The sequence below is a fragment of the Modicisalibacter xianhensis genome (assembly GCF_900113605.1).
In the GTDB taxonomy this organism is placed as follows: Bacteria; Pseudomonadota; Gammaproteobacteria; order Pseudomonadales; family Halomonadaceae; genus Modicisalibacter; species Modicisalibacter xianhensis.
The window spans coordinates 1-1,305 of the sequence record NZ_FOPY01000042.1; the positions used below are offsets into that span (position 1 = coordinate 1).

General features: G+C 60.1%; 1 pseudogene. It reads right to left on the reverse strand.

Annotation, left to right across the window (positions count from 1 at the left end):
• Positions 1–3 precede the first annotated feature (3 nt).
• Positions 4–1,251, reverse strand: a pseudogene (locus BM194_RS20380) (IS3 family transposase).
• Between the last annotated feature and the right edge of the window lie 54 nt (positions 1,252–1,305).

Sequence of the window (1,305 nt, forward strand, 5' to 3'; positions counted from 1 at the left end):
TGTCTAGTCCTGAAATAGGTTGACACCTAATTTCGCCTCAGAGCGCCCGATGCACTGCATCGGGCGTTTTGTATTTCAGGGCCAGGTGGGGCCGGTCACGGTTATAAATTTCAACCGATTCGTTGACCATGGTGCGGGCTTGGTCCAGGTCCCAAGGCTGCACCAACAGGAACTCCGTTTTCAGGATTCCATTAACCCGCTCCGCCAAGGCATTCTGGTAGCAGTCGTAGCCATCGGTCATCGAACAGCGGATGCCATGACGAGCGTGCAGGCGCTGGTAGCGATCGCAGCAATACTGAATGCCTCGGTCCGAATGATGAATCAACGGCTGGTCACCGAACCGTTGTCGCAGGGCCTTGCGCAAGGCCTGCTCCACGTCCTCGCTGCGTAGGCTCTCATGCACATGGTGACCAACGATCTTGCGGGAGTAGGCGTCGGTGACCAGGCTCACGTAGCTCATGCCCGAGCGGGTCGGTAGGTAAGTGATGTCCGCCACCCAGACCTGATTGGGGCGACTGGCGATCACCTGATCCGCGCCCGGCTTGAGCAGGTTGGGGTGACGCCGGAAGCGATGGTGGCTATGGGTAGTCTTGTGGTAAGCCCGGCGACGAGGCACCAGTAGCCGGTGAGCCCGTAGTACTTGAAACAGCTGATCCCGCCCCAGGTGCAGGCTCACGTCAGCCTGCTGGTGCAACAGGTAGTGGAGCTTGCGGCCCCCGATCCGGGGCTGACAACGACGGATCGCATGCACGAAGCCGATAACCCGCTGGTCCCGGCCAGCTCGCTCCCGTTGCGTCCGCTGCGCCTGATACCAGGCCTGACGACTGATGCCCAGAAAACGACATGCCCTGCTGACGGTCAATCCGGCAACGCGTTCTTGCGTGAGGACTTGCCGGACCGCTTTTTTACCGTGACCCCGTAATCCTTCTCCATCACATCGACAACGGCTTCGAAGAACTGGGCCTTCTGCTCGGCCAGACGCAGCTTCTCCTCAAGTTCCTTGATGCGCTGCTCCGGGGTCGGAGGCGATTTTGGCATGACAGGTCTCCTGGCGGCGCGCTCCGTGGCCCCGGGACGCCAGTCCTGGTGACCATAGCGACGCAACCACTGTAGTACCGTCGAGCGGCCCTGGATACCGTAGCGAGCCTGAGCCTGCTTGTAGGTCATCTCGCCGCGCTCGACCTGGTCTACCACCGTCTGTTTAAAGGCCAGGGTGTAGTCCCGCTGGGTGCGTTTAATGCGTTGATTCATCACGTTCTCCCAAGATAAGGGGCGGAACGTGTCAACTCTATTCAGGACAGGTCA